Source organism: Leptothrix toolikensis (SeqCode) (genome assembly GCF_057922285.1).
Window position 1 is genome coordinate 1 of record NZ_JBYSVC010000037.1, and the last position, 24,334, is coordinate 24,334.

Genomic DNA, 24,334 nt, shown 5'->3' on the forward strand with positions numbered 1-24,334 from the left:
GCTGGTGCGCACAGGCCGCCACCTGCGCTAGGTGGGTGATGGCGAGGACTTGATGAGCTTGACCCAAGCGCTGCATCAGCCGCCCCACCGTTTCGGCCACCGTGCCGCCGATCCCCGCATCGACCTCGTCGAAGATCAAGGTATCGACCCAACTGCTTTGCCGCGTGGTCACGGCCAAGGCCAAGGCGATGCGTGACAGCTCGCCGCCGGAGGCTACCTTGGTGATGGCTCTGGGGGTGCTGCCGGCGTGACCCGCGACTTGGAATTCGACGCTCTCTAAGCCGTGACTTTGCGGCTCGGTGAGTGGTTCTAGCGCGATCTCGAAACGCCCCCCGGCCATGCCAAGGCTTTGCATGATCTGTGTGACGCTTTGAGCCAAGCGCGGGGCGTGCTCTTGGCGGGCTTGGGAGACTTGTTCGGCGGCTTGGCGAAAGGCCGCTTCGGCTTGTTGTGTCGCGGCGGTCAAAGCATCCAGATCGGTGGCAGCGTCCAAGGCGGTGAGTTCGATGCGCCATGTCTCCAGGGTGGCGGCGAGATCCTGCGGTTGGCGGCGATAGCGTCGCGCCAAGCTCATCCACGCGGCCATGCGGGCATCGAGCTCACCCAAGCGTTCGGGGTCCAAATCGGTATGTCGCTGGGTGCTGTGCAGGCTGCGTACCACGTCCACCAACTGGGCTTGGGCTTCTTGCAAAACGGTGAGGGCGTTGGCCAGCATCGGGTCATGCTGGGCCAAGGGATTCAAAGCATGCAGCGCTTGGTCGATCTGGCGGCTGGCATTGGTGTCGGCCTCGCTGAGTGATTCGAGCGCGCTGTGGACGCCGTCCAGAATGGCCTGCGCGTGGGCCAAGCGTTGATGATCGGCGTTGAGTGCTTCCCAAGCGTGTTCGGCTGGGGCGAGCTTGTCGAGCTCGCTGATTTGCCATGCCAGCCGTTCGCGCTCGCGCTCCAGATCGACCGCGCGGGTGCGCGCCGCATCGAGTTGACGACGGGCTTCTTTCCACGTGGCCCAAGCTTGGGTGAGCACGGCGTTGTCGATCCCGGCAAAGGCGTCAAGGAGGGCGCGCACCGAGGCGAGCCGGGTCAGGCTTTGCCAAGCGTGTTGGCCGTGGATATCGACCAAGTCTTCGCCCAGCTCTTTCAGTTGCGCGAGCGTGGCCGGGCTGCCCGCGATCCAAGCGCGGCTCTTGCCTTGAGCATCGACGCTACGGCGCAACAGCAGCGGCTCCGTGGCGTCAAAGCCTGCTTCTTCGAGGCGTTGCACCAGTGCGCCAGGTAGGTGATCGAACTCGGCGCTGATTTCAGCCCGGGCACAGCCCTCGCGCACCAAGCCGGCGTCACCGCGTCCGCCCAGCACCAGTTGCAAGGCGTCAATCAAGATCGACTTGCCCGCGCCGGTCTCGCCCGTCAGGACGGAAAAGCCGGCGGCAAACTCGACTTCTAGGCTTTCGACGATGACGAAATCGCGCAGCACCAGCCGTTGCAGCATCAGAAACCTCCGGGTCCGGGGACTTGCACGCCGCCTTCGTTCCAGTGCAACTTGCGGCGCAAAGTGGCGTAGTAGCTCCAGCCGCGTGGATGCAGAAAACGTACGCGGTGAGTCGAGCGACGCACGATCACTTGGTCTTGCAAAACCAAGTTAGCGATCGACTGCATATCGAAGTTGGCGCTCATCTCACGCCCGGCCACGATCTCGATGCTGATGCGGCCTGAGTCGGGCAGCACGATGGTGCGGTTGGACAGGGTGTGCGGGGCGATGGGCACCAGCACCAAGCCGGCAATGCCCGGATGCACGATCGGTCCACCCGCCGAAAGCGCGTAGGCGGTCGAGCCGGTGGGCGAGGCCAAGATCAACCCGTCGGCGCGGAAGTTGGTGACGAACTGATCGTCCACACTCACGCTCAGCTCAATCATGCCGGTGCCGCTGCACCGCACGACCACATCGTTCATGGCGGTGGCCGAGAGGATCACGTTGCCACTGCGGATCACTTGGCCGTCAAGAACGGCGCGATGTTCTTCCTCGTAGTCACCGGCGACGATGGCGCACAGCGCCTCTTGCAAGGAGCTGATGGGCACATCGGTGATGAAACCCAAGCGACCTTGGTTGACCCCGACGACCGGCACATGAAAGGGTGCGAGTTCACGCGCAATGCCCAGCATCGTGCCGTCACCGCCCACCACGACCACCAGATCGCAGTCACGGCCCAACTCCGGCACGGTCAGCGAAGGATATTCGGTGATGCCTGTGGCCAGCGCGGTACGGGCCTCGATCGAGACATCCAACCCTTTGCGTGACAGCAAATGGGCAATGTCTTCGAGCAACGGTCGCATGCCGTGCGCCTGATACTTGCCGACCAGTGCGGCATGACGAAAGCGACTCACCATGGGCGGAAATTACACCACAGCGCCCAGCCTTGAGCGTGACGCAAAGAAACAAGCGCCTTAAAGCGCCTGAATGGGCCACCTACAATGATTTCCATGTTGGATCAACGCGCCAAAATTCTGCTCAAGACCCTGGTTGAGCGCTACATCGCTGACGGCCTGCCCGTCGGTTCACGCACCCTGTCCAAAGCTGCTGGGTTGGAGCTCTCTCCAGCCACCATTCGTAACGTCATGTCCGATCTAGAAGATCTGGGCTTGATCGTCAGCCCGCACACCTCGGCGGGAAGGGTGCCCACGCCCCGGGGGTACCGATTGTTTGTGGACACCATGCTCACCACCTCCGGTCCTCGGATAGACGATGAAGTCCATCGTTTGGGCACCTTGCGTGAGCAACTTCAACCGGATCAGCCCCGGCGGGTGATCGCCAATGCGGCGCATTTGCTTTCCAATTTGTCCCATTTTGTGGGCGTGGTGACCTCACCACGGCATAGCGCCATCTTTCATCAGATCGAGTTCTTGCGTCTGGGTGAGCGCCGTATTCTGCTCATCTTGGTGGCCAGCGATGGTGATGTGCAAAACCGGGTGCTGCATACCGCGCAGGACTACACCCCGAGTCAGCTCACCGAAGCCAGCAACTTTCTCAACAGCCACTACAGCGGCCGCACCATCGAGGCCGTGCGTGAGTTGCTGCACAACGAAACCGAGCATCTGCGCAGCGAGATCACCACCCTTATGCAAGCGGCGGTGCAGTTTGGCAGCGACGCGGCCAGTACAGCTGAGTCCGAGCAGGTGGTGATCGCAGGCGAGCGCAACTTGCTGGGCATGCAGGATTTCGGGGCCGACATGGGCTCGCTGCGCAAGATGTTCGACCTGTTCGAGCAAAAAACGCTCCTGATGCGCCTGCTCGATGGTTCCTGTCGTGCTGAAGGGGTACGCATCTACATCGGCGGGGAAAGCGGCGTCATCCCCATCGAGGAGCTTTCAGTGGTTTCGGCCCCCTATGTGGTCGATGGCCAGCTCGTCGGTACCCTGGGTGTCATCGGCCCCACCCGCATGGCCTACGACCGCATGATCCAGATCGTGGACATCACCGCCCGTTTGGTGGGCAACGCCTTGAGTCAGCCCAAGTAGAGGTTCTGCGTGGGCGCGCAGCGTCTACAATGCGCGCCGACTCGACAGGGGGCCGTTAGCTCAGTTGGTTAGAGCAGAGGACTCATAATCCTTTGGTCGTTGGTTCAAGTCCAACACGGCCTACCACTCCCGCTATGCGTGTAGGAAGCGTCGGTCTCGTTGACCTAGTCAGCTCACCGATTCACATCCACCACCACCCGGCCGCGCACTTGGCCGGCGAGCAAGGCGGTGGCGGTGGAGATGGCTTCAGCCAAGCTGATTTCGTGGGTGATCAGGCTGAGCTTGGTCAGGTCGAGATCGGTGGCGAGGCGTTGCCAAGCCTGTAGGCGCTCAGGGCGGGGGCACATCACGCTGTCGATCCCGGCCAAGGTCACACCGCGCAGGATGAAAGGGGCCACGCTGGCTGGCAGATCCATGCCACCGGCCAGGCCGCAAGCGGTGACGATGCCCCGGTAATTCATCTGCGCGCAGACGTTGGCCAAGGTGTGGCTGCCGACCGTATCAACGGCCCCAGCCCAGCGTTCTTTGGCCAGCGGTTTGCCGGGGTTGCTGAAGTCCGTGCGCGCCAGCACCTCGGTGGCACCGAGTTGACGCAAGTAATCCGCTTCTTGGGGCCGGCCTGTGACCGCTGTGACGCGGTAACCCAGCTTGGCCAGCACGGCCACGGCCACGCTGCCCACGCCGCCGGCTGCGCCGGTGACGATGACGGGGCCTCGGTCTGGCGTGAGGCAGTGCCGTTCCAGCGCCAGCACGCACAGCATCGCGGTGTAGCCTGCCGTGCCGATGGCCATGGCCTGCGCCGGACTGAAGGCGGCAGGCAGCGGCACCAGCCAGTCGCCGTTGAGGCGCGCCCGTTGCGCCAAACCGCCCCAATGGCTTTCACCCACGCCCCAGCCGTTCAGCACCACTGCGTCACCCACCTTGACATCGGGATGGCTGCTCTCGATCACGCTGCCGGCCAAGTCGATGCCCGGCACCATCGGAAAGCGTCGCACCACCGGCGACTTGCCGCTGATCGCCAGCCCGTCCTTGTAGTTCAAGGTGGAGTACGCCACTTGGACGGTGACATCGCCTGCGGGCAAGGCCGCTGGGTCGATGTCATGTACGGCGGCGCGATAGCCCGCTTCATCTTTTTCGATCAGGATGCCTTTGAACATGGTGCCGTCTCCGGTGATGGCGAACTTAGCCCGGCATCTAACGCTCAATCCGTGCCCAGGCCGAGTGGTTGTGGATGGATTCGAAGTTTTCGACGTCCACGCTGTAGCGGCCGATGCGCGGGTCGGCGTTGAGGCGCAGGGCGACGTCGCGCACGAGATCTTCGACGAATTTGGGGTTTTCGTAGGCGCGCTCGGTGACCCACTTTTCATCGGGGCGTTTGAGCATGCCCCAGATCTCGCTGGAGGCACTTTGCTCGGCAAAGCGCACGATCTCGTCCCAGCCGATCGGGGCCAGCAGTTCGAGTTTCAGGCTGATGTTGGAGCGCTGGTTGTGCGCCCCGTAGTCGGAGATTTCCTTCGAGCACGGGCACAGGCTTTTGACTGGCACCACCGCCTCAGCCCAGATCGTCGTGCGGCTGTCGCGGGTTTCGGCGATCCAGCCGCCTTGGTAGTCGAGCAAGCTGGTCACGCCTGAGACCGGCGCGTGCTTGCGGATGAAGAAGGGAAAGCGGGCCTCGATCGTGCCGTCGGTGGCATGCAGGCGCTCCAGCATGTCGCTCAGTTCAGCGCGCCAAGTCTCGGCGCTCAGCAAGCGCTGCTCGGTGTCCAGCGCTTCCAGCCACGCCACAAAGCGCGACATGTGGGTGCCTTTTTGTTCGGCCGGTAAGGCGACATCAAGCGTCCACGTGGCCACGCTGGTGCTCACGTGCGAGCCCACCTTGACTTGCAAGGGATAGCGCAGGGCACGCACGCCCACACGTTGGATGACGAGATGACGTGAGTCGCGTTCGCTTTGGGTATCCGGGATGGAAGGGGTATGCATGGGCACAAGTTTTATACGGAAGCCAAGAGCGTGCCAAAGCGTGTCCGAACAGCCTTTTCAATCCCTGCGGCATCAAAGCCATGATGGGCAGCCAGATAAGCCGGGTCGCCGTGATCGACGAAGGCATCTGGCAAGCCGAGGGTGAGCACCGGGATCGTGACCCCGGCTTGTTGCAGGGCTTCGAGCACAGCGCTGCCGGCCCCGCCGGTGATGCAGCCTTCTTCAAGGGTGACCAAGGCGTCGTGACTGAGGGCCAGTTCGAGCAGCAAAGCGGTATCGAGCGGCTTGATGAAGCGCATGTTGGCCACGCTGGCGTCGAGCTTTTCTGCGGCGTGCAAGGCCGGATAGAGCAGCGGACCAAAGGCCAGCAGGGCGATGCGCGGCTGGGTCGGGTCGGCGGGGTGGTTGAGGCGACTGCTTTGGCGGCGGATTTCACCCCGACCCCAAGGCAGCTCGTCGAGCGCTTGCGCGGGGGCAATGCCGGCTCCAGCGCCGCGTGGGTAGCGCACCGCCACGGGCTCGTCACGGCGAAAGCCGGTGGTGAGGGCGCGGCGGGTCTCGGCCTCGTCGGCCGGGGCCAAGAGGGCGAGGTTGGGGATGCAGCGCATGAAGGCAATGTCAAACGCGCCCATGTGTGTGGCGCCATCGGCACCGACGATGCCAGCGCGATCGATGGCAAACAGCACCGGCAGGTTTTGCAAGGCCACGTCGTGAATGAGCTGGTCGTAGCCGCGCTGCAAAAAGGTCGAATAGATCGCTACCACCGGCTTGATGCCTTCGCAGGCCAAGCCGCCGGCCAAGGTCACGGCGTGCTGCTCGGCGATACCGACGTCGAAGTAACGCTCGGGGAAGCGCTGATGGAACTCGACCATGCCCGAGCCCTCGCGCATGGCCGGTGTGATGGCCACCAAGCGCTTGTCGGCTTCGGCCATGTCGCACAGCCATTGACCGAACACTTGGGTGAAGGTGGTCTTGGGCGGGGTGGCGGGTTTTTGCAGGCCGCGCGCCGGGTCGAACTTGCCGGGGCCGTGGTAGGCGATGGGGTCGGCCTCGGCCAGTTTGTAGCCCCGGCCTTTTTTGGTGACCACGTGCAGGAACTGCGCGCCGCGTTTGTCGCGCAGGTTTTCCAGCGTCGGGATCAGCGCGTCCAGATCGTGGCCGTCGATGGGGCCAACGTAGTTGAAGCCGAATTCTTCAAAGATGGTGCCGGGCACGACCATGCCTTTGGCGTGTTCCTCGAAGCGCCGCGCCAGCTCAAACAGCGGCGGGGCGTTTTTAAGCACGTTCTTGGCCCCTTCGCGGGCGGCAGCGTAGAACTTGCCGCTCATCAGCCGCGCCAAGTATTTGTTGAGCGCGCCCACCGGCGGGCTGATCGACATGTCGTTGTCGTTGAGCACCACCAGCAAGTTGGGCACTTTGCCGTCGTGCGGCATGCCGGCGTTGTTCAGGGCCTCGAAGGCCATGCCGGCGGTCATGGCCCCGTCGCCGATGATGGCCACGCAGTGCCGTTCTTCGCCTTTGATCTGCGAGGCCAAAGCCATGCCCAGCGCCGCCGAGATGGAGGTGGAAGAGTGCGCGGTGCCGAAGGTGTCGTACTCGCTCTCGTCGCGCTTCGGAAAGCCCGACAGCCCACCTTGCTGGCGCAGCGTGTGCATGCGGTCGCGCCGGCCGGTCAAGATCTTATGCGGGTAGGTCTGATGGCCCACGTCCCACACCAACCGGTCGTCCGGGGTGTTGAAGACGTGATGCAGCGCGATGGTCAGCTCGACAGTGCCGAGATTGGACGATAAATGTCCGCCGGTCTGCGAAACGCTTTGCACCACGAAGTCGCGCAATTCTTGGGCGACTTGTTTGAGTTCGGCACGCGAGAGCTTGCGCAGGTCGGCGGGGGCGTTGATACGGGAGAGCAGCGCAGGAGCGGTCATCGCGACAGGCATTTCGGATCCATCAGAGCAAGTCGGTTCAGGACTCGCGTTCGACAACGCGGTCGGCCAAGAGGGCGAGCGCGTGGATGTCAGGCAGGCCTTGGGTCTCAAGCACTTGGAGGGCTTCCAAGGCTTGACGATGCAGCGCCCGGGCTCGTTCCGTGGCGCCATCGAGCCCCAAGATCGAAACGTAAGTGGGTTTGTTTTGGAAGCGGTCCTTGCCAGCGGTCTTGCCGAGTTTGTCCGAGGCTTGCGTCACATCCAAGATGTCATCGACCACTTGGAACGCCAACCCGAGGGCGGCTCCGTAGTTGCTCAGGGCTTGCGTGACGTCGCTTGAGGGCTCACCGCAGGCGGCACCCATCATCACGCTGGCTTGCAGCAAGGCCCCGGTCTTGCGCTGGTGCATGTCTTGCAGCTGTTGCTCGTTGAGCGCTTGGCCCACGCTGGCCAAATCAATCGCTTGCCCACCCGCCATGCCTTGTTGGCCACCGGCCCTAGCTAGCAGCCCGCATAGGCGCGCTTGCAGGCTGGCCGGGATCAGCGTGGTCTGGATGTCCGGGGTCAGGACTTCGAAGGCCAAGGCTTGCATGGCATCGCCGGCCAACATGGCTTGGGCTTGACCGAACTGGACATGCACCGTGGGTTTGCCCCGGCGCAGCACGTCGTTGTCCATGCAGGGCATGTCGTCGTGGATCAGGGAGTAGGCGTGGATGAGTTCCACCGCGCAGGCGGCCCGCAGCGCGGCTTGGCGGGCCGGGCCGTCAGTGGCCCCCACGGCGCGCGCGGCGGCCAGCACCAACAAGGGCCGCAGCCGCTTGCCGCCATCCAAGACGCCATAGCGCATGGCTTGGCCCAGTCCAGCCGGCGCATCGGCCGGTACCAACATATCCAGCGTCGCTTCGACGGCAGCCAGTTCGGCGCTCATCCACGCTTTGAAGGCTTCACGCTTCATGGGGCGTCGATCCAAGGTTTGAGTTGACCGTCTTCCAGCACCTTGACTTGTTGGGTCACGGCTGCAAGCTGATCGCGGCAGGCAACGAGTAATTCGGTCCCGCGCTGATAGCTTTTCAGCATGCCTTCAAGGGGAAGCTGGGTATTTTCGAGGCCCTGAACCAGTTGCTCAAGCTCAGTCAATGCGGCTTCATAACTGATGGGCGGCGAGGGTTTGGGCGGTGCGCTCTTGGGCATGACGAGGAAAACAAAACGGGCCATTGTAGTGGGGTGGCACCGTTCGCAACACATGGAACGCATTTGACTTGAAACAAGAGTCTTGCAGCCAGATCGCTACAATCCCGGTCCCATCTTGGGCGTTTGCCCATTTTCCCATCCCGTTCTTTGGAGATTTCTGGGGATCATGTCCGACCTGAGCATCTCGCTCCAGCCGAGTCGCACCCAATTGCCCGTGTCCAGCTACTTCGACACGGCCCGCTACGAGATGGAGATGCATCGCATCTTTCAGTCTGCTCCCCGCTATGTGGGGCACGAACTGATGATTCCTGACGTAGGGGACTACCACGTGCTGTCGCAAGAAGGCGACGGGCGTGTCTTGGTGCGAACCGCCGATGGGATTCGTCTGATGTCCAACGTCTGTCGCCACCGCCAAGCGGTCATGTTGCGTGGGCGTGGGCAAACGGGCAGCCAAGTGGTCTGCCCGCTGCATCGCTGGACCTACGGTTTGGATGGCAAGTTGCGCGGTGCGCCGCACTTCGAGACCGATCCATGCCTGCACCTGCGCTCGTATCCGGTCAAGACGTGGAACGGGCTGATTTTCGAGGACAACGGCCGCGACATCCACGCTGATCTCGCCAAGCTCGGCCCGCAGGCGGAGCTTGATTTCAGCGGCTACGTCTTCCACCGCGCCGAGATGCACCAGTGCAACTACAACTGGAAGACCTTCATCGAGGTCTACCTTGAGGACTACCACGTGGTGCCGTTCCACCCCGGTTTGGGGCAGTTCGTCACGTGCGACGATCTGCGCTGGGAGATGGGCGAAGACTATTCGGTCCAGACCGTGGGCATCGCCTCCACGGGCGGTGAGGCCTTAAGCCGCTCCGGCTCGAAGGTTTACGAGCGCTGGCAGCAGCAGGTGCGCAGTTATCAAGGGGGCCAAGCCCCCCGCTCAGGCGCGATCTGGCTGACCTATTACCCGACCTTGATGGTCGAGTGGTACCCGAACGTGTTGGTGGTGTCCAACCTCTACCCCCAAGGGCCGGACAAGACCTTGAACGTGGTCGAGTTTTATTACCCCGAAGAAATCGTCGCCTTCGAGCCCGAGTACATGGCGGCTCAGCAAGCGGCCTACATGGAAACCTGCATCGAAGACGATGAGATCGGCGAGCGCATGGATCAGGGCCGTAAGGCGCTGATGCAGCGCGGTGATAACGAGGTTGGACCCTATCAAAGCCCCATGGAAGATGGCATGCAGCACTTCCATGAGTGGTACCGGCGTGTGATGTGCGAGGTTTGAACCATGAGCCGACAAGATGTCTTCCCCACCCCCTTGATCGGTGCCGACATGTTGTCGGCATGGTTGGGGCGCGTGGTGCTCATCGATGTCAGTTTCGACTTGGCTGATGTCACAGCGGGCGAAGCCGCCTACCGGGCGACTCACCTGCCGGGTGCTGTTTATTGGCACCTTGAGCGTGATCTCAGTGCCGCCAAAACGGGCCGCAATGGTCGTCATCCCTTGCCGACCCGTGAAGCTTTTGCCGCCACGGTCGGCGCGCTGAACCTTCAGGCTGATACGCCTGTGGTGGTTTACGACCGCCAAGGTGGCATGTTTGCGGCACGCGCTTGGTGGATGTTGCGTTGGCTGGGCCACCGCGCCGTGGCTTTGCTCGACGGCGGATTGCCCGCGTGGGAGGCCGTGGGTTATGCGCTGGAGCGTGGCATAAGCGCCGTCCCTGATGCAGCGAGCTGCCACAGCTATGTTTTGTCAGCCGAACCGGGCATGCCGACCTTGGATGCCGACGCCGTGCAAGCTGGTTTGCATCAACACACGTTGATTGATGCGCGTGCGCCAGCACGGTTTCGTGGTGATATTGAGCCGCTCGATCCGGTGGCTGGGCACATCCCAGGGGCGCTGAATCGACCTTTTCAGGACAATTTGGGCCCAGATGGCTGTTTTTTGTCCGCCGGCCAACTGAAGTCTGCTTTTGATTCTCTCTGGGCGCGTACGGGTGATTTACGGTTGCCGGTGGTGCATCAGTGCGGTTCGGGGGTCACGGCCTGCCACAACTTACTGGCCATGGCAGTGGCCGGGTTTGGCGATACCGCCTTGTATCCGGGCTCGTGGAGCGAGTGGTGTGCCGATCCGACACGGCCCGTGCGTACTTGCGCCGTGTCAATCCGATACTGATCCGGTGATCTGCTCACAGCTTAGGGTGCTTGCGTCGCCTAGCTTGCGTGATACTTTCAAGCCCTGCATCACTCCAAGGATCGGACGATATGTTCAAGCGGATCTTATTTCCCACTGACGGCTCAGACATCACCGCCAAGGCTTTGGCCACGGTCGTTGATTTGGCACGGACCCAAGGGGCTGAAATTTTTACCTTGGCGGTGAAGGAGCCGTTCCCCTACAGCGCCATCACCGAAATGCAGCCCATGCCGCCGCAAGAGTTCTACGACGCGCAGGAGCGTTTTGCGACCCAGCATTTGCAACATGTCGAGGCTGCCTGTGCAGCGGTGGGCGTGCCCTGTACGGCGATCAAAGTGGAGTCTCTTCACCCTTGGGAAGCCATCTTGGAGCAAGCCGGCGCACGGTCCTGTGACCTGATCGTGATGGCCTCGCATGGCCGACGGGGCTTAGCCGGGCTGCTGCTGGGCAGCGAAACTCAGAAAGTTCTTACGCACACCACCACGCCGGTGCTGGTGGTGCGCTGAGCCGCACGACGCGACGCCCCCCCGCGCTCAATCCTCGCTGTCGCTGGAGCCAAACAAGCCACTGAGCGCACTGCCGGTGGCCAAGCCACCCAGCAGCGAGCCTTCTTCGCGGGAGCCCCCTCGCTGCGGTGCGGCAGCGAAAACGCGTGAGGCCAAGCGTGAGAAGGGCAAGCTCTGCAACCAGACTTGCCCGGGCCCGCTCAGGCGCGCCAAGAACAAGCCTTCGCCACCAAACAGCGCGGTCTTGATCTTGCCGACGTACTGGATCTCGAAGTTCACGTCGGGCGTATGCGCGACCAAGCAGCCGGTATCGACCAACAGCGACTGACCCGCTTGCAACTCGCGGCGCACCACGGTGCCGCCCGCGTGGACAAAGGCCAAGCCATCGCCTTCGAGCTTTTGCATGATGAAGCCTTCGCCACCGAAGAAGCCCACACCCATTTTTTGCTGAAAAGCGATGCCGATCGAGACGCCGCGCGCAGCGCAAAGGAACGAGTCTTTTTGACAGATCAGCATCCCCCCCAGCTGGCGCAAGTCCATGGGCATGATCTTGCCGGGGAAGGGCGCTGCAAAGGCGACCCGCTGTTTGGCTCCGGCTTGGTTGGTGTAGACGGTGGTGAAGAGTGATTCACCCGTCAGCAGCCGTTTGCCCGCACCGAGCAACTTGCCGAAAAAACCGCCTTGCTGGGCTGAGCCATCCCCAAAAACAGCGTCCATGGTGATGCCGGCATCCATGAACATCATGCTGCCGGCCTCACCTACGGCGGCCTCGCCGGGGTCGAGCTCAATCTCGACAAATTGCATTTCCGAGCCACGAATGTCGTAGTCGATCACGTCCATGCCCATCTCAAACTCCTTGATCGGTGAGTAGTGCGTGCAGCCACGTGGTGGCGTCGAAGGGTTTGTGCAAGATCTGTTGCACACCTTGGTTGTGGGCCAGCTCGGTGTGGATGGCCGGACCTTGGGCTTCGAGCGTGAGCACGATGCGCAAATCGGGTTGGCGATTGCGCATCGCCATGGCCAACTCCAGCCCGGAGAGTTCGGCGTTGAGCTGTTGGGCCACCAGCAAGTGCTGCGGTTTGGGGCCGGTGTCATGGTCCATCGCTGCCAAGGCCGACAAAGCCTGATCGAACGACCGGACCACGTAGCCTTGACGGCTGAGTGTTTGGCCCAAGGTCTCACGCAGGACGTCATCAGGCTCCACCACCCAGAGGATCGGTCGCGGGGCGGCGGCCGGGCTGGCTTGCGTTGCTGCGGGCCAGTCACACAAGAGGGGCAGACGCTCGCTCAGATCAATGCAGGTGCCGACGACGCGTAGCGGCTGGTTTTGATCATCGCGCCCCACAAACAGACGCAACAAGACCGGGATGTCGTGCCCATCTTTGTGCAGCAGGCGCAGGGTGGTTTCGTGGTGGACGGTTTCGCCCTGATGGCACGTCGTCCAGAGGGCTTGCATGCGTGGACGATCTTCCGGGTGGGCCTGCTGGATGAAGGTGCAGGCATCCAGCCCCTCCAACTCCTGCTCGCTGTAACCCAGCAAGGCCTTGTAGCGCGGTGACAGCGCCAAGGTGTTCGGGCCGATCTCGTAGCGCCAGAGGCCATCGGTGCTGCCCAGCAAAGCCAGATTGAGCAATTCTTTGCTGTCTTGCAAGGCGTGTTCGGCCTGCTTATGCGCCGTGATGTCGATCACCGACATCACCATCAGGGGCAGGGGGAGGTTGTCGTCACGCAAAGCAACCATGCCCACCACCGCCCAGACCGTGTGCCCATCGTGATGGCGCAACGTCACCTCGTGGGTGTGGTTGTTCTCACCGGGTTGCCAGAGCCGACCAATCCAAGCGGCCACCGAATCGTCCGACCCGAGTTCCAGCAAATCTTGCAAGGGCATGCCCAAGAGTTGTGAGCGGCTGTGGCCACAGAACTCGGCAAAGCGCACGTTGGCGTCGAGGATCTCACCCGCATCGGGCGCAATCAGAACGGTGCCGACTGCTGCTTGCTCAAAGATTTGCCGGAAGCGGCGCTCGCTGGCGCGCAAAGACTGTTCGGCTTGTTTTTGCTCGGAGATATCCAGCGTGTAGCCCACGGTGCCAAGCACCGCGCCACTGTTGGTACACCAAGGGGCGCAATGCACCTCCATCCAGCGCTCTTGGCCTGCGCGGGTGATGCGGCCAATGGTGATGTGCTCCAAGCGGTCTTGCATGGCCAGCTGGGCTTGTTCCTCGTGGGCTTGGGCGATGTCCTTCGGCCACAAATCCACTTCGCTCATGCCCACCACGCTGGAGATGTCTGGGCGACCACAGGCATGGGCATAAGGATCATTCACCGCCAGCAGGCGACCTTCCTCATCCTTGAGCCAAACCATGAAGGGGAAGTTGTCGAGGATGGCGCGCAGCCGGATCTCGCTTTGTTGCAAGCCCTCCGTCATGGCGCTGGCGATGCGGTGCGCTTGTTGATGCCGATCCGCCATGATGCCGATCATCAAAAAGAGCAAAGCATCCAGCGCCAAACCGCCGATGGCCACGATGATGGGCTGGCCGGTATCGCTGGCAGCGATGTAGCCGGGTTGGGTATGGATGAACAGCGACCAGCTCTCGCCGCCAAAGTCGAGCCGGGTGGTTTGGCTGAAATCGGGTGCGTAATCGGTTCGACCCAAATGGGGCTCTTCTTCGCCCAAGTCGTGATAGAGCATGGTGTCTCGGCGCATTTCGGCACCGTCGAAGACCTCTACGTCGATCTCCGCATTGCTGGCCCCCAAGATGTCGCGTAACAAGTCTTGGCTGTGCATGGCGCTGTAGACCCAGCCTTCGAGCGCTTTTTGTCGTTCTTCAGCGGTTTGGAGGGGGGCGTTCTTGCGATAGATCGGCAAAAACATGAACAAGCGCCGCTCTTTGAGGAGGTCATGGCTCCCAACGTGGTCCAGACTGACCAAGCGTGACAGTGCCGGCATACCGGTGTCACGGGCCCGGTCCATGGCATTGCGCAAAGCGGGTTGAGCGTAAAAATCCAGCCCGATAGCGCGTTGGTTGGCCTCGTTGCGTGGTTCGAGATAGATTGCCGGCGAGTAGATGTCGCGCTGGCCTTGGGGACGGATCGCGTAGTCCGTTTGGCCTTCGGCGCGGATCTGGTCAAGGTGCGCCGCCAATTGCTCGGGGGTCATGCGTTCGATGTAGCCGAAGCCCACGATGCCCGGGAAGCGTTGATCCACTTGCAAGGCTTGTACGTAGGTCTGCCATTCACGTCGGCTTACCACTTCACTGGCGCTGAAGAGACCCGCTCCACCTCGCAGCATCGACTCGTAGGTCTGCATGCGCTGCTGGATCGCCCCCACCACGTCCTTGACCTGAAAGGCGTAGCGATCCGAGGCCCGGTGCTGGATGAATTGGTTGGTCACATACCAGCCCGCCCAAGTCAGCACCAAGGAGATCACCAGCGTGACCCACGCAGCAGGAGGATGGTGACGCAGCGAACTCCAGAGGCTTCGCAGCCCCTTTTTAAGATGATCCGCAGCAGAAGGGGGACGCAAATTCCAGCTCACAACAGTTCCTTTCCGGCCGGATCATGCCAGCGATGCCGGATTGTCCGTCCAAGGGTGGCCCTGTTGTGGCTGCAAGGCATGCACGGATCAACCCGTGTTGCGTAATCCGGCAGCAATGCCGTTGATTGACAGATGAATGCCGCGTTGGATGCGTTCCATCCCGGCGTCCCCTTCGTGGCGCAGGCGGAAGCGGCGCAACAACTCGACTTGCAAGTGATTCAGCGGGTCCAGATACGGGAAACGGTGCTCGATAGAGCGCGCCAAGCTGGGGTTGGTCGCTAGGCGCTGCGCATCGCCGGTGATCAGCCGCAGCGCATCTTGGGTGAGATTCCACTCCGTTTGAATGGCACCAAAAATGGTCTCGCCCAGTTCGCGGTCTTCGACCAACTCCACGTAACGGGCGGCGATGGCCAGATCGGTCTTGGCCAGCACCATGTCCAAATTCGACATCAACGTGCGGAAGAACGGCCAATCGCGATACATCTGCTGCAACAGGGCCAGCTTGCTGGCGTCGGCGCTGAGGAGGGATGCCACTGCTGAGCCAAAACCGCACCAGCCCGGCAAGGCAATACGGCACTGGCCCCAACTGAAGCCCCAAGGAATGGCGCGCAGATCTTCGATGGCGCGGGTGGCCTTGCGCGACGCCGGGCGTGAGCCGATGTTGAGGCCAGCGATTTCTCGGATCGGCGTGGCCGCAAAGAAGTAGTCGGTGAAACCGTCCGTTTCATAGACGATCTTGCGGTAGGCCTTCATGCTGGCTTCGGACAAGGCATCGGCGGTGGCCAAGAACGCGGCTGGGGCACTTTGTGTGGGGTGCAACAACGTGGCTTCGAGCGTGGCCGCCACCAGCGTTTCGAGGTTGCGTCGGCCGATTTCGGGGTGGGCGTACTTGGAGGCGATGATCTCGCCTTGCTCAGTCAGGCGGATCTGCCCATTCACAGTGCCGGGCGGTTGGGCCAGGATCGCGTCGTAGCTCGGGCCACCGCCCCGACCGACGGTGCCGCCTCGGCCGTGGAAGAGTCGCAGGATCAAGCCGTTCTGGCGTCGCAGAGCGTCGAAAAGCTCCACCAGTTCGATCTCGGCACGGTACAGCTCCCAGTTGCTGGTGAAGAAGCCGCCGTCCTTGTTGCTGTCGCTGTAGCCCAGCATCACATCTTGTTCGTTGCCCGAGCGCGCCATCAGCGCAGCGATGCCGGGCAAGGCGTAGTACTCACGCATGATGGGTGCGGCGTTGCGCAAGTCGCCGATGGTCTCGAACAGCGGCACCACGATCAGATCGGCCACCGCCTCCTCGGCCAAGGTACCGCGCATCAGGCCCACTTCCTTTTGCAGCAGCAGCACTTCGAGCAAGTCGCTCACGGTCTCGGTGTGCGAAATGATGTAGTGCCGGATGGCAAAGCGGCCATAGCGCTCCAGCATCAAACGGGCGGTCTCGAAGATGGCCAGCTCGCTGCGGGTGTGTTCCGAGTACTCGCCAGCGATCAGGCGCAAGGGTCGGGCGTCGTTGAGCAAGCGCAGCAGCAGGGTGCGGCGATCCGTTTCGTCCAAGGCGCTGTAGTCTGCTTCGACCTTGGCGGCGCGCAGCAGCTCAGCGACCACGGCCTCATGCTGGTCCGAGCTTTGGCGCAAATCGACCGTGGCGAGGTGGAAGCCGAATACTTGCACGGCCCGCATCAACGGGGCCAAGCGCGGCACGACCATGGCTTGCGCGTGGTGATGCTTGAGCGAGGCCTCGATCGTGCGCAGATCGGCCAAGAAACTTTCTGCGTTGGGGTACGGGCTTTGGGGGGCCACGGCATGACGCAGTGCCTCGGTGCCGGTCAACTCAAGCAAGGTCGCGGCCAAGCGCGCGTAGATACCGATCAAGGCACGACGGTAGGGCTCGTCTTCGCGGTGAGCGTTGTGATCTGGCGATTGGGCCGCCAAGGCCTGCATGGCGGGTGTGACCGGGGCCAGCATTTGCGAGACCGACAACTCCGCGCCAAGGGCATGCGCTTCGGTGAGGTAATAACGCAGCGCCGTCTCCGACTGACGTGAGAGCGCGCGCTTTAAGGTCTCGGCGGTGACATTGGGGTTGCCGTCACGGTCACCACCAATCCAATGGCCCATGCGCAAGAACGTTGGAATCGCATGCCCCCCCAAAGCTTGTTCAATTTCGCGATACAGCCGGGGTAGCTGGGTCAGGAAAGTGGCGGGGTAGTAGCTCAGGGCGTTTTCGATCTCGTCCGACACCGTGAGCTTGGTGTAGCGCAGCATGCGCGTTTGCCACAGCTGGGTGATGCGGGCGCGCAGAAATTCCTCGTTATCGCGGCGATCTGCCGCCGATGCCAAGTGGTCGCGTCGGCCGATCAGCTCAGCCACAGCGCGTTCGGCATCCAGAATGCTCTTGCGCTGCACTTCGGTCGGATGCGCGGTCAGCACGGGTGAAATGTAGGCCCGCTCCAAGGTTTGCACGATCTGGTCGGCATGGATGTTGGCTTGGGCCAAGCGCTCAAAGCTCATGGTCAGCGAGCCTTCGTGCAGGTGGCCTTGGCGCTCGTGGTGTTCGCGCCGACGCACATGGTGGCGGTCTTCGGCGATGTTGGCCAGATGCGAGAAATAGCTGAAGGCGCGGATCACGCTGACGGTCTGATCGCCGGTCAGGTTCTTGAGCAGGCGGTCCAAAGCCTTGCCGGCGTTGGAGTCGCGCTTGAGACGGTAGGCCACCGAAAGCTGGCGCACCCGCTCAATCAGCTCGAAGGCGGCTTGGCCCTCTTGTTCGCGGATCACGTCGCCCAACAAACGACCGAGTAGCCGGATGTCTTCGACCAAGGGGCGATTTTTCTCGACCGCACGAGCACTCTTCGCGCTCGCATCAAGCGCGTCGTGCAAGGTTTCGGTGGGGATCGGTGGCGTGCTTGTGGCGCGTGGCATTGAAACCTCGAACATGAAAAGTTGGTAACTTTGTTTCTGATCACATCCTACCATTCGCTCAAGCCGAGATCGTGAGGTGACATGCGGGACAATAGCGTCATGAGCACTCACACCCTCTCTCACCCTCTTTCTTGCACCATCGCTACCCGTGAAAGCCGTTTGGCTCTCTGGCAAGCCGAGCATGTCCGCGACTTGCTGGCCGCTCGATTCAGCTGGACGGTGGACTTGCTGGGCATGACGACACGCGGTGACCAGATCCTTGATCGCGCTTTGTCCAAAGTTGGCGGCAAGGGGCTGTTTGTCAAGGAGCTGGAGGTGGCGCTCGAAGAAGGGCGCGCGCACTTGGCGGTGCATTCCCTCAAGGATGTGCCGATGGAACTGCCGGAAGGCTTTGTACTCGCCACGGTGCTGGAGCGGGAAGATCCGCGTGACGCCTTCGTCTCGAACCGTTATGCCACCTTGGCGGACTTGCCCCAAGGGGCGCGTGTGGGCACGTCGAGCTTGCGCCGGGTGGTGCAACTCAAAGCACGTCGGCCGGACTTGGATGTGCAGCCGCTGCGCGGCAATCTTGATACGCGGCTGCGCAAGCTCGATGAAGATCAGTACGACGCCATCATCTTGGCTGCTGCGGGCTTAAAGCGGCTCGGCTTGGGTCAGCGCATCCGCAGTTGTCTAGAACTTGATGAGATGCTGCCCGCCGCAGGGCAAGGCGCGCTGGGTCTGGAAATCCGCCAAGACGCCCATGAGATCGGCCGCGCCTTGGGCAGCTTGACGCATCAACCCACATGGTTATCTGTGCATGCTGAGCGGGCGGTTTCGCGCGCTTTGGGTGGCAGTTGCAGCATGCCTTTGGCTGCGCATGCGCGCTGGGACGGTGACGAGCTTCAGCTTGATGCACTGCTGGGGCATCCGGGTGATGCCACCGTGCCGCTGGTCACGGCGATGGCTCGTGCTGCTGTGACCACGACCGCGCAGGCCGAAGCGTTGGGTCTGGCGGTGGTGGCGCAACTGCGCAGCCAAGGCGGCGAAGCCCTGCTGGCGGCCTTGCCGTCGGCGACGGCGTAAGCCTGAGTCTTCCATCATGCTGCCCACGGGTCGGTCTCTGCGCTTGGTGGTGACCCGGCCTCAACCTCAAGCGGATGAGTGGGTGGCGCGCTTGCTGGCTTTGCAACAGTCGGCGCTGGCGCTGCCGTTGCTACGGATCGAAAGCGACCCGACGCATGCTCATCGTGTGGCACAGGCTTGGGTGGCCTTGGCGCAGCAACGCTTGGTGATGTTTGTCAGTCCGAGTGCCGTGGCCCGTTTTTTCCTTGCCCGGCCCGATGGCTTGCCTTGGCCAACCACGACATGGGCGGCGGCTACGGGCATGGGCACAGTGGCCGCCTTGCGCGCCCATGGCGTGCCGGAGTCGTTGATCGTCGCCCCATCGCCCCAGTCCCCCCAATTTGATGCCGAAACACTTTGGTCTCAAGCGTTGGCATCGCTGGATTGGCACCATCAGTCTGTGCTGATTGTGCGTGGCGAGGAGGGGCGCGATTGGTTGGCCGATCAGCTGGGCCGGCACGGTGCCGAAGTTCAAGCTTTGTGTGCCTATCAACGCCTCGGTCCCGAATGGTGTCCCCAGGAGCTGGCGCTTTTGGCTCAGATCGAAGCCGATCCCGCCGGTCACGCTTGGCTGTTCAGTAGCTCCGAGGCGATTCATCACTTGATGCAGCGGGCCGATGCCTTCAGGGTGGGTGCCATGGTTGTGGTGGCGACCCATGAGCGCATTGCTCGCACCGCAAGGGATCTCGGATTCCAAACGGTGCTCTTTGTACCCCCTGATCCGCTGCGTATTGCCCATGCCTTGCAGTCTTATCGAGATTCGCTGCTTGACCGATACAATCGCGCACCTGCGGCAGCCTCTTCCCCTCCCATTGCTCCGTGAACGAAACACCCTCTTCTCGTCGTGACTCGGGGCTTCCCGAGACCCCATCGCTCGATCGACCTGCTTTCGAGCCGACCCGTCCTGCCATTGGCGGTGCTTCGTCGCACTCGCCGGATCGGTTGCCTTCCGCTCCAGCGGGATCATCTTCACCCTTGGAGATGCGTCCCATGATGTCCTCCGGCCCCTCTTCCCCTAAAAGTGCAGCGGCACAGGCTTTGGCATCCGGAAAATTCAACGCTTGGATCCTTGCGTTGCTTGTGTTGTGTGCTGTCGTGAGTGCGGTGGCTTTTTGGGGTACATGGTCTTTGAAGGACCGTTTTTTGTCGCTTGAGCAGGAATTGGTTCGGCGTCAACAAACCAGTGCTGATCAAGCGGGTGAGGCGCGCTTGCTTGCGCGTCAAGCCCAAGATCAGACACGCGACTCGGCGGCCAAGGTGTCGTTGCTCGAAAACCGATTGGCCGAAGTGGCTTTGCAGCGCTCGCAGGTCGAGGAGCTGATGCAGTCGTTAGCGCGCTCCAGAGATGAAAACATGCTGACCGACGTGGATGCGGCGCTGCGTGTGGCGCTACAGCAAACGGCCATCACGGGCAGTGCTGAGCCGCTTGTGGCGGCTTTGCGTACGGCTGATGAGCGGTTGACGCGGGTCAATCAACCCCGATTGGAGCGGGTGCGCCGAGCGGTCGCAGCGGATCTTGATCGTATTCGCAGTGTGGGTGTGGCTGATGTAGGCACGCTCTTGATCCGCCTTGATGAAGTGGTACGCCTGATCGATGAGTTGCCCTTGTTGAATCAGCTCGATGCTCGACCGCACGTCGAGGGCGGGGCTTCGGTCGAGCCTGTGACAGCCGCTGCATCCCAGCCCGAAGATGCTTCGGGCCTGGGGCGAGCCTTTTTGGAGGGCCGAGTGATGGTTGCTCAAGTTTGGAGCGATATGAAAAGCTTGATTCGTGTGACGCGCATTGATCATCCAGAGGCCATGTTGGTTGCCCCTGAGCAGGGATATTTTTTAAGGGAAAACCTCAAGCTGCGCATCATGAATGCGCGGTTGGCTCTTTTGTCACGTCAGCTCGACGTGGCCCATTCCGATCTGACCCAAGCGGTTCAATCGTTGGGCCGCTATTTCGATCTTGGCTCACGACGCACACAAGTTGTGGTCGAGTCGCTTAAGCAGGTGGCGGGTCAGAGTCGGCAAGTGGGTGTGCCCAAACCAGAAGCGACTTTTGCGGCCATTGCGGCTGCGACGGCCGGTCGTTGACCACAAAGAGGCAGCGCTGTGCGAGGTGTGATTTGGCTCTTGCTGTTATTCGTTTTGGCCGCCATTTCAGCCGAGACTTTTGGGCTCAATGATGGCTTGGTGTCTATTTATTGGGCCCCGTATCGCATTGAATTGGGCTTGAACTTGGCTTTGGTGCTGTTTCTGGCTTTGGTGGTGTTGGGTTTTACGGTGATTCGTGCCTCCACCACGTTGGTTGAATTGCCTCAGCGTGCGCAGGCATGGCGAAGCTCCCGCCGTGAGTCGGCAGCTCAAGCCGCCTTGCGGGAGTCTTTGGCGTATTTCTTTGCGGCTCGCTACACGCGTGCGTATCGTTCTGCACGGCGGGCGATCAGCCTGCACGAAGCAACGCCCGAGTTATCTGGCGATGTGGAATCCTTGGCCTTGATGCAGTTGTTGGTCGCGCATAGCCTGCATCGTTTGCAGGATCGCTCCCGACGCGATGCTGCGATTGAGCGCGTACGTGCGTTGGTCATGATGCGATCGTCGCAAGGTACGACCAGTATTTCAGAGGGGGCGCACCTCTTGGCTGTTGAATGGGCCTTGGATGATCGTGATGCGTCCCGTGCCATGCAGGAGCTGGGCGCACTGTCCCCTGGGGTGGGGCGGCGAACTCAGGCATTGCGTTTGCGTTTGCAGGCGGCCCGCTTGGCTCGGGAGCCCTTGGAGGCGCTGCGTACAGCGCGCTTGTTGGCGAAGCATCAAGGCTTTGCACCGCTGGCTGCACAGGGTTTATTGCGGTCATTGGCGATAGAGGCGATCGACGTGGGGCGCGATTTCGATCAAGTTCAGCGTGTCTGGGGCCAACTAGAGCCCGTAGATCGACGGGATCCTGTGGTTGCAGCAAGAGCCGTCGAGCGTGCTGCGAGCTTTGGTCATGCAGCGGACGCACGTGCCTGGCTCAAACCCCACTGGGAGCAGTGCTCAAGCTACGGTGAGCTTGAGCGCGTTGCTTTGGTCCAAGCGTTGGTGTCCGTGCTTGATGGCTTACCTGTCGAATGGCTGGGTGTTTTGGAAGCTGCTGTTGATGCTTGCCCACAGGATCCTTTTGTGGCGTATGCAGCCGGAGAGGCTTTGATCGAGCGTCAACTATGGGGGCGTGCTCGTCGGCTGCTTGAGTTCTCGGCAAGTTCATCCAAGGCTGATGCGCGAACCCGTATGAAGGCGTGGCGCGCCTTGGGCGGGCTTGCTGAGCGAGAAGGCGATTCGGATCGCGCTAAAGCTTGTTTGAGTGAAGCTATTAAATTTTCGTGACAACCAATTTCTTTGTGGTATAGTCATGGACTTCAGCGGCTGTAGCTCAGTTGGATAGAGTACTTGGCTACGAACCAAGGGGTCGTGGGTTCGAATCCTGCCAGCCGCACCAAATAAAAAGCCAGCAATTATAAAATTGCTGGCTTTTTTCATGGCGATTTCGTATCGACGGAAGTAATCGCTTTCGTTTCGTTGCGTTTTGATGCATCTTCTCCACCGAAATGGGGATGTCTACGTGTCGGGCTTTTTTGTAAAGTTGAGCCATTGCTGTCACACGGAGCGATCACTGAAATTTTTGTTCTGGTTGGGTCGATGCTTACGCGGATCATAAGTAAGAGAGTCTGCGCGGTTTCGGTTCGATCTAGACAATGGCGATTTTTCTATCGTCTTTAGCCACCTGCCGCCGCAGGTGGCTTTTTTATGGGCGTCGTCAAAAGCTGTCTGGTTTGTGATCTGATGGTGGCATCGTGTGGCGCAGGAGAGACGTGATGAGTTTGGATGTGCGGGGTCGTGGTGATTTGACTGAGGCTGAGCTGACGGAGCTAGAGGATTGGTTGGCCTCCTTGCCGTCGTACTTGGAGCCTTTGGACATCGTTTCCCTGGATGGATTCTTATGCGGTGTTTTGTCGCAGCCGCACCCGGTGGCGCTCCATCAGTGGTTGCCTGCGGTATTGGATTGGAATTTCGGGGAGTCTGATGCGCCTGTGTTCGATCCGTCGCATCCTGGTTGGAAGACGTCGGGTGCGCCCCGTATCGCTGAGTTGGTGCAGCGTCGGTGGGGTGTGATCGACGCCGCGCTATCGCAGGAGGGTGGATGGTTTAGCCCCATCGTCTCGGCTCCTGTGAATGAGCGAGGCATACCGATGGTTCGCGGTAAGGCTGTGATCCAAGAAGCTTTGGCTGGCTGGGTGCTGGGATTCGAGCATGCGCTGGATTTATTCCCTGGGCTTGATGATCTGCGTGCGCCGGATTTGCCGGATTTGATGGCTTGCTTGCTGCGACATCTTCCCGAGCAAACCGAAGACGAAATGGCATGCACCAAGGCGCTGGACCAAGAGCATCCCCTTGCTACCTTGGATGAGGCGATTGAGGACTTGGTGGAGACGGTTGTTGCGATTGCGCAGCTAAGCCGCCAAGTTCAATAAAAGTCTTTAATACCCACACCCTTGACAGGGATTACGTTTACAGGCAAAATCTCGTTTCTCTGCTGATCACTGACTGATTAGCGACTCGCAGGAAGCGAGAAGTTCTTTAAAAATTTGCAGCCGATAAGTGTGGGCATCGAGAAGCGAGTGCTTCGAATTATGCAACGTAAAAGTTGCGAAAGATGCTCACGGAAGTGAAATCACTTCAATTCCGTTGAGTTGAGTTTTTTACAGAGATTAAACTGAAGAGTTTGATCCTGGCTCAGATTGAACGCTGGCGGCATGCCTTACACATGCAAGTCGAACGGTAGAGGGGCAACCCTTGAGAGTGGCGAACGGGTGAGTAATGTATCGGAACGTGCCCAGTCGTGGGGGATAACGTAGCGAAAGCTACGCTAATACCGCATGTGATCTGTGGATGAAAGCGGGGGACTCGCAAGGGCCTCGCGCGATTGGAGCGGCCGATATCAGATTAGCTTGTTGGTGGGGTAAAAGCCTACCAAGGCGACGATCTGTAGCTGGTCTGAGAGGACGACCAGCCACACTGGGACTGAGACACGGCCCAGACTCCTACGGGAGGCAGCAGTGGGGAATTTTGGACAATGGACGAAAGTCTGATCCAGCCATGCCGCGTGCAGGAAGAAGGCCTTCGGGTTGTAAACTGCTTTTGTCAGGGAAGAAATCCTTTGAGCTAATACCTCGGGGGGATGACGGTACCTGAAGAATAAGCACCGGCTAACTACGTGCCAGCAGCCGCGGTAATACGTAGGGTGCGAGCGTTAATCGGAATTACTGGGCGTAAAGCGTGCGCAGGCGGTTATACAAGACAGATGTGAAATCCCCGGGCTCAACCTGGGAACTGCATTTGTGACTGTATAGCTAGAGTACGGTAGAGGGGGATGGAATTCCGCGTGTAGCAGTGAAATGCGTAGATATGCGGAGGAACACCGATGGCGAAGGCAATCCCCTGGACCTGTACTGACGCT

At 61.0% G+C, this 24,334-nt stretch carries 19 protein-coding genes, 2 tRNA genes and 1 rRNA gene; 12 read left to right on the forward strand and 10 right to left on the reverse strand.

The annotated features are described in order from the left end of the window. Nucleotides 1-1,486: DNA repair protein RecN (gene recN, locus AC3VI7_RS07225; protein ID WP_489671441.1), on the reverse strand; the 1,486-nt coding region annotated here is incomplete at its 3' end. Beyond that, nucleotides 1,486-2,382, reverse strand: a complete 897-nt coding sequence (locus tag AC3VI7_RS07230; protein ID WP_489667851.1) for an NAD kinase — start codon at nt 2,380-2,382, stop codon at nt 1,486-1,488. The genes recN and AC3VI7_RS07230, both read right to left, overlap by 1 nt. Nucleotides 2,383-2,475: 93 nt before the next feature. On the opposite strand from AC3VI7_RS07230, the gene hrcA reads away from it, so the two are divergent. Together hrcA and AC3VI7_RS07240 are read left to right on the forward strand one after the other, a co-directional pair. Next, nucleotides 2,476-3,510, forward strand: coding sequence for a heat-inducible transcriptional repressor HrcA (hrcA, locus tag AC3VI7_RS07235; protein ID WP_489667852.1), 1,035 nt, complete (start codon nt 2,476-2,478; stop codon nt 3,508-3,510). A 49-nt stretch (nt 3,511-3,559) separates the two neighbouring features. After that, a tRNA-Ile gene (locus AC3VI7_RS07240) sits at nt 3,560-3,636 on the forward strand. A gap of 47 nt (nt 3,637-3,683) precedes the next feature. Here the strand turns inward: AC3VI7_RS07240 and acuI are convergent. Genes acuI through xseB form a run of 5 tightly spaced genes read right to left on the reverse strand, consistent with a single transcriptional unit; the run spans nt 3,684 to nt 8,606 of the window. Beyond that, nucleotides 3,684-4,667, reverse strand: a complete 984-nt coding sequence (gene acuI, locus AC3VI7_RS07245) for an acrylyl-CoA reductase (NADPH) (protein ID WP_489667853.1) — start codon at nt 4,665-4,667, stop codon at nt 3,684-3,686. Nucleotides 4,668-4,704: 37 nt separating this feature from the next. After that, complete coding sequence (gene folE2, locus AC3VI7_RS07250; RefSeq protein ID WP_489667854.1) at nt 4,705-5,490, reverse strand: GTP cyclohydrolase FolE2; 786 nt, start codon at nt 5,488-5,490, stop codon at nt 4,705-4,707. Between the two features lie 11 nt (nt 5,491-5,501). Then, nucleotides 5,502-7,415, reverse strand: a complete 1,914-nt coding sequence (gene dxs, locus AC3VI7_RS07255) for a 1-deoxy-D-xylulose-5-phosphate synthase (RefSeq protein WP_489667874.1) — start codon at nt 7,413-7,415, stop codon at nt 5,502-5,504. 37 nt (nt 7,416-7,452) lie between these two features. After that, a complete protein-coding gene (locus AC3VI7_RS07260) occupies nt 7,453-8,370 on the reverse strand; it encodes a polyprenyl synthetase family protein (protein ID WP_489667855.1) in 918 nt (305 codons plus the stop codon). Further along, complete coding sequence (xseB, locus tag AC3VI7_RS07265) at nt 8,367-8,606, reverse strand: exodeoxyribonuclease VII small subunit (RefSeq protein ID WP_489667875.1); 240 nt, start codon at nt 8,604-8,606, stop codon at nt 8,367-8,369. Before xseB ends, AC3VI7_RS07260 begins: the two co-directional genes overlap by 4 nt. Nucleotides 8,607-8,772: 166 nt before the next feature. Here xseB and AC3VI7_RS07270 point away from each other — a divergent pair, with 166 nt between their 5' ends. From AC3VI7_RS07270 to AC3VI7_RS07280, 3 genes are all read left to right on the forward strand, one after another. Continuing rightward, nucleotides 8,773-9,885 (forward strand): aromatic ring-hydroxylating oxygenase subunit alpha, encoded by a 1,113-nt coding sequence (locus tag AC3VI7_RS07270; protein WP_489667856.1) that lies wholly within the window; start codon nt 8,773-8,775, stop codon nt 9,883-9,885. 3 nt (nt 9,886-9,888) lie between these two features. Then, a complete protein-coding gene (locus tag AC3VI7_RS07275) occupies nt 9,889-10,776 on the forward strand; it encodes a sulfurtransferase (protein ID WP_489671308.1) in 888 nt (295 codons plus the stop codon). A gap of 89 nt (nt 10,777-10,865) precedes the next feature. After that, on the forward strand, nt 10,866-11,300 hold the full coding sequence (locus AC3VI7_RS07280; RefSeq protein WP_489667858.1) for a universal stress protein: 435 nt from the start codon (nt 10,866-10,868) through the stop codon (nt 11,298-11,300). 27 nt (nt 11,301-11,327) lie between these two features. On the opposite strand, the gene AC3VI7_RS07285 is transcribed toward AC3VI7_RS07280, so the two are convergent. The 3 genes from AC3VI7_RS07285 to ppc all read right to left on the reverse strand — a co-directional run bounded on the left by AC3VI7_RS07285 (nt 11,328) and on the right by ppc (nt 17,763). Beyond that, nucleotides 11,328-12,146 carry a TIGR00266 family protein gene (locus tag AC3VI7_RS07285; protein WP_489667859.1) on the reverse strand — a complete coding sequence of 273 codons (819 nt, stop codon included), beginning with the start codon at nt 12,144-12,146 and terminating at the stop codon, nt 11,328-11,330. Nucleotide 12,147: 1 nt separating this feature from the next. Further along, the gene (locus AC3VI7_RS07290) at nt 12,148-14,835 is read right to left on the reverse strand and encodes a PAS domain S-box protein (protein ID WP_489671309.1); all 2,688 of its coding nucleotides are present in this window, start codon (nt 14,833-14,835) and stop codon (nt 12,148-12,150) included. 87 nt (nt 14,836-14,922) lie between these two features. Then, a complete protein-coding gene (gene ppc, locus AC3VI7_RS07295) occupies nt 14,923-17,763 on the reverse strand; it encodes a phosphoenolpyruvate carboxylase (protein ID WP_489667861.1) in 2,841 nt (946 codons plus the stop codon). 66 nt (nt 17,764-17,829) lie between these two features. Here ppc and hemC point away from each other — a divergent pair, with 66 nt between their 5' ends. From hemC to AC3VI7_RS07330, 7 genes are all read left to right on the forward strand, one after another. Continuing rightward, nucleotides 17,830-18,813: a hydroxymethylbilane synthase gene (gene hemC / locus AC3VI7_RS07300; RefSeq protein WP_489667862.1), complete on the forward strand. Its 984-nt coding sequence runs from the start codon at nt 17,830-17,832 to the stop codon at nt 18,811-18,813. A gap of 16 nt (nt 18,814-18,829) precedes the next feature. Continuing rightward, on the forward strand, nt 18,830-19,675 hold the full coding sequence (locus AC3VI7_RS07305; RefSeq protein WP_489667863.1) for a uroporphyrinogen-III synthase: 846 nt from the start codon (nt 18,830-18,832) through the stop codon (nt 19,673-19,675). A gap of 167 nt (nt 19,676-19,842) precedes the next feature. Next, nucleotides 19,843-20,931, forward strand: coding sequence for a uroporphyrinogen-III C-methyltransferase (locus AC3VI7_RS07310; protein ID WP_489667864.1), 1,089 nt, complete (start codon nt 19,843-19,845; stop codon nt 20,929-20,931). A gap of 27 nt (nt 20,932-20,958) precedes the next feature. Continuing rightward, entirely contained in the window at nt 20,959-22,203 is a 1,245-nt protein-coding gene (locus tag AC3VI7_RS07315) for a heme biosynthesis HemY N-terminal domain-containing protein (protein WP_489667865.1), read from the forward strand. Between the two features lie 35 nt (nt 22,204-22,238). Beyond that, nucleotides 22,239-22,315, forward strand: a tRNA-Arg gene (locus AC3VI7_RS07320). Between the two features lie 376 nt (nt 22,316-22,691). After that, nucleotides 22,692-23,348, forward strand: coding sequence for a YecA/YgfB family protein (locus AC3VI7_RS07325; RefSeq protein ID WP_489667866.1), 657 nt, complete (start codon nt 22,692-22,694; stop codon nt 23,346-23,348). 239 nt (nt 23,349-23,587) lie between these two features. Next, a 16S ribosomal RNA gene (locus tag AC3VI7_RS07330) occupies nt 23,588-24,334 on the forward strand; the annotation flags it as partial.

What these genes read in the sequence shown, in the direction of transcription:
- AC3VI7_RS07230 (WP_489667851.1), bottom strand. Translation starts at nt 2,382, where the DNA reads ATGGTGAGTCGCTTTCGTCATGCCGCACTGGTCGGCAAGTATCAGGCG.
- xseB (WP_489667875.1), bottom strand. Translation starts at nt 8,606, where the DNA reads ATGCCCAAGAGCGCACCGCCCAAACCCTCGCCGCCCATCAGTTATGAA.
- AC3VI7_RS07310 (WP_489667864.1), top strand. Translation starts at nt 19,843, where the DNA reads ATGATGTCCTCCGGCCCCTCTTCCCCTAAAAGTGCAGCGGCACAGGCT.
- AC3VI7_RS07280 (WP_489667858.1), top strand. Translation starts at nt 10,866, where the DNA reads ATGTTCAAGCGGATCTTATTTCCCACTGACGGCTCAGACATCACCGCC.
- folE2 (WP_489667854.1), bottom strand. Translation starts at nt 5,490, where the DNA reads ATGCATACCCCTTCCATCCCGGATACCCAAAGCGAACGCGACTCACGT.
- ppc (WP_489667861.1), bottom strand. Translation starts at nt 17,763, where the DNA reads ATGTTCGAGGTTTCAATGCCACGCGCCACAAGCACGCCACCGATCCCC.
- AC3VI7_RS07270 (WP_489667856.1), top strand. Translation starts at nt 8,773, where the DNA reads ATGTCCGACCTGAGCATCTCGCTCCAGCCGAGTCGCACCCAATTGCCC.
- AC3VI7_RS07305 (WP_489667863.1), top strand. Translation starts at nt 18,830, where the DNA reads ATGCTGCCCACGGGTCGGTCTCTGCGCTTGGTGGTGACCCGGCCTCAA.
- AC3VI7_RS07275 (WP_489671308.1), top strand. Translation starts at nt 9,889, where the DNA reads ATGAGCCGACAAGATGTCTTCCCCACCCCCTTGATCGGTGCCGACATG.
- dxs (WP_489667874.1), bottom strand. Translation starts at nt 7,415, where the DNA reads ATGACCGCTCCTGCGCTGCTCTCCCGTATCAACGCCCCCGCCGACCTG.
- acuI (WP_489667853.1), bottom strand. Translation starts at nt 4,667, where the DNA reads ATGTTCAAAGGCATCCTGATCGAAAAAGATGAAGCGGGCTATCGCGCC.
- hemC (WP_489667862.1), top strand. Translation starts at nt 17,830, where the DNA reads ATGCGGGACAATAGCGTCATGAGCACTCACACCCTCTCTCACCCTCTT.
- AC3VI7_RS07260 (WP_489667855.1), bottom strand. Translation starts at nt 8,370, where the DNA reads ATGAAGCGTGAAGCCTTCAAAGCGTGGATGAGCGCCGAACTGGCTGCC.
- AC3VI7_RS07285 (WP_489667859.1), bottom strand. Translation starts at nt 12,146, where the DNA reads ATGGGCATGGACGTGATCGACTACGACATTCGTGGCTCGGAAATGCAA.
- hrcA (WP_489667852.1), top strand. Translation starts at nt 2,476, where the DNA reads ATGTTGGATCAACGCGCCAAAATTCTGCTCAAGACCCTGGTTGAGCGC.
- AC3VI7_RS07325 (WP_489667866.1), top strand. Translation starts at nt 22,692, where the DNA reads ATGAGTTTGGATGTGCGGGGTCGTGGTGATTTGACTGAGGCTGAGCTG.